The sequence below is a fragment of the Mesorhizobium sp. M6A.T.Ce.TU.002.03.1.1 genome (assembly GCF_003997275.1).
GTDB classification, from domain to species: Bacteria; Pseudomonadota; Alphaproteobacteria; order Rhizobiales; family Rhizobiaceae; genus Mesorhizobium; species Mesorhizobium mediterraneum.
In genome coordinates this window covers 1-2,847 of record NZ_RZTI01000258.1, presented here as the reverse complement: position 1 = coordinate 2,847, position 2,847 = coordinate 1, and the positions used below count along the sequence as shown (strand labels likewise).

Sequence of the window (2,847 nt, the reverse complement as noted above, 5' to 3'; positions counted from 1 at the left end):
CGCTCATAGACGTGGACGTCGTGGCCGGCATGGCCGCCGCCCAGCAGCTTGGCCGTGCCGGCCACGACGTCCACGTCTATGAGCGCGAGAGCCGGCCGGGCGGGCTGATGCGCTATGGCATCCCCGACTTCAAGATCGAGAAGCACTATATCGATCGGCGCATCGAGCAGATGCAGGGCGAGGGCGTGAGCTTCCATTGTGGAATCAATGTCGGCGTCGATAAGCCGGTGGCGGAGCTGCTCGCCGAGTACGATGCGGTGCTCTATTGCGGCGGATCGGAAACACCGCGTCCGGCCAACATTCCCGGCGACGATCTCGACGGCGTCCATGACGCGATGCCCTATCTGGTGCAGCAGAACAAGCGCGTCGGCGGCGAGCCGATCCAGTCGGTGGCGTGGCCCTCCCAGCCGATCGTCGCCGGCGGCCAGCATGTCGTCGTCGTCGGCGGCGGCGATACCGCATCCGACTGCGTCGGCACCGCTTTCCGCCAGGGCGCCGTGCGCGTCACCCAGCTCGACATCCGGCCGCAGCCGCCGGAAAAGGAAGACAAGCTTTCGGTCTGGCCCTACTGGGCGACGAAGATGCGCACGTCATCCTCGCAGGACGAAGGCGCCGAGCGCGAGTTCCAGGTGGCGACGCTCGAATTCATCGGCGAAGACGGCCAGCTGAGCGGCGTCAAATGCTGCGAGGTCGATGAAAAGCGCAAACCGATCGCCGGCACGGAATTCGTCATCCGCGCCGATCTCGCGTTCATCGCCATCGGCTTTGCCGGGCCGGCCGCTCGAGGGCCGGTGTCGGAACTCGACGGGCAGATGACGATCGCCATCGACAGCCGCCGCTCGAACAACGTCGAGGCTAATGACCGCGACTACAAGACCAGCGTCGAAAAGCTCTATGCGGCGGGCGATGTGCGCCGCGGTCAATCGCTGGTCGTCTGGGCGATCCGCGAGGGCCGGCAGGCAGCGCGTTCGATCGACGAGGCGCTGATGGGATCGAGCGTGCTGCCGCGCTGAGTCTGTCTCGAGACCCTACTTGTGCGGCATCTGAAGGCGCTTTCCGCCCTTCCGCTGCCCCGGGCAGCTTACGGACTGATCGCCGTGGTCGTTTCGGTTGTGGCCGCGGCCGCAGGCTGCCGCCTTGGCGGCCAAGAAAAATCGTCGGCGCGGCCGGGCGAAGCAGCGGGCGCCTTGCCCTCGACGACGAATTTTTCACCGGGCCCGTCCGGCTTGGCCGGCGCTGCGGCACCGAGGAGTTCCGAACCGCCGTCGAGTGCCGGTGATTTCGAGTCGGCGTCGGTAGCCGGGGCGGCGGCCTCAGTCTTTTCGTTCGAGGGTGGACTACGCTACTGGCCCAGTACCGGCAAGCATCGAAGGACCTTTACAATCATAAAGGTACGTCACCGGTCTCGCGGCTCACCTATGACGATCTAGACGCGCATTCGAGTGAAGTCTTCTTCAACGCGATCCACAATCCGACTGGCATTTTCGTAAAGGCCTCCTCGGTGCGGGCGGCATCAGGGAGGGTTTTCTCATGACGAGGACTTCTTACAGAAATGGGGGGGGCTACTCAAACACATTCAGTGATCAGCGCGGGGGCGGCGTCAGCTATTTCACCGCCGATCTTGGATATAATTTCTTGAACGCGCCGCGCTACCGCATCGGTGCTTTTGTTGGCAACAATTTCCGGCACGAGAGCTACGACGCTTTCGGTTGCACGCAGCAGGCGACCAACTGGAGGACCTGTGTGCCAACCGTCCCGACCTACGTCAACCTCATCAGCCAGGACAACGATTAGCATTCGCTGCGACTCGGCTTGGCCGGGCAGACGCAACTCACCGCGCGACTCAGCCTTTCTGGTGACGTGGCGTTCCTCTTCACGCGGCTCGACGGCAAAGATCAGCACCACATGCGCCCCAAGATCAAGCTAATTCCCGAAGACGGCGATGGGCATGGCGTCCAACTCGAGGCGGTGTTGAACTACAAGGTCACGGATTTGTTCAACATCGGCGTCGGCGCCCGCTACTGGGCGGTGGCGAATAACGGCACCGCTCATTTCGAAGAGGCAATGGGCGGTCGTGGTTCCCCGCAGGCCGACGATTGGAAGGCAAAGCGCTACGGCGTGTTCGTGCAGGCTAGCATCAAGTTCAACTGAGAGAGCAAGAACCGGGGAGAGCGGCGATGCCACTCCAGCTCATCACGATCATTGGATCAACAGAAGGAAGTTTTCCGAAGAGTTCTGCAGGCGTGCGCAAAGTCGCCAGACAAAGTTCTCTCGGTCCATAGTGTACGTGCCGTCACGCCCGTTCTCGACATGGTTGAATGATACGTCCCGCGCGATCGATCAAAGTCGTTCTTCATTGGTTTTCCGGAAATCGCGGGAGCACAGCGTGCTGTGACCCTCGGCTGCTGGTTTTCTGTCAACGCGCAGATGAGGGAGAATGAGCGTACAGCAAAAATCATCAGTGCTGTCGCTTTCGCCAAAGCCCGCCGCAGCTAAAGGGCCCCACGCCCGGTAGCGCCCCCTGCCGGTCACCTCGCGGATGCCGAGTTCGGCGACCAGCCCGAGCGCAGCGCGCTGGCTGATTTTCAGCTCGGCCGCGACCAGACCTGCCGACACCAGCGGCCGCGCCAGCACCAGCTCGATCAGCGCCGGCAGGCTCGAGTTTTTGCGCCGGTTCCTGAGCCGGCGCTCCATCTGGCTTTTGGCCAGCGCCAGTCGGTCGATCTCCTTGAGCCCGGTCGCGGCGGCTTCGGCGAAGGCATGGAGGACGGCCAGCAGCCGGGTGGTCCGGTCGCGGGCGCGCCGCCGGTCGCGCGAAATGATGCGCAGCCCGGCATCAGGCAAAAC

Annotated in this window: 4 protein-coding genes and 1 pseudogene; 3 read left to right on the top strand and 2 right to left on the bottom strand. The window is 63.4% G+C overall.

Annotation, left to right across the window (positions count from 1 at the left end):
* Nucleotides 1-1,013, top strand: a 1,013-nt coding sequence (locus EOC93_RS33235) for a glutamate synthase subunit beta (RefSeq protein ID WP_164759391.1), incomplete at its 5' end; no start/stop codon positions are given.
* A gap of 68 nt (nt 1,014-1,081) precedes the next feature.
* On the opposite strand, the pseudogene EOC93_RS35225 reads toward EOC93_RS33235, so the two are convergent.
* Nucleotides 1,082-1,276 (bottom strand): annotated as a pseudogene (locus EOC93_RS35225) (DUF459 domain-containing protein); the annotation flags it as partial.
* Nucleotides 1,277-1,530: 254 nt separating this feature from the next.
* Here EOC93_RS35225 and EOC93_RS33225 point away from each other — a divergent pair.
* On the top strand, nt 1,531-1,794 hold the full coding sequence (locus EOC93_RS33225) for a hypothetical protein (RefSeq protein ID WP_126104960.1): 264 nt from the start codon (nt 1,531-1,533) through the stop codon (nt 1,792-1,794).
* 18 nt (nt 1,795-1,812) lie between these two features.
* A complete protein-coding gene (locus EOC93_RS33220; protein ID WP_126104959.1) occupies nt 1,813-2,151 on the top strand; it encodes a hypothetical protein in 339 nt (112 codons plus the stop codon).
* A 189-nt stretch (nt 2,152-2,340) separates the two neighbouring features.
* On the opposite strand, the gene EOC93_RS33215 is transcribed toward EOC93_RS33220, so the two are convergent.
* Nucleotides 2,341-2,847 (bottom strand): helix-turn-helix domain-containing protein (locus EOC93_RS33215; protein WP_127206725.1); only part of this gene is annotated, 507 nt, incomplete at its 5' end.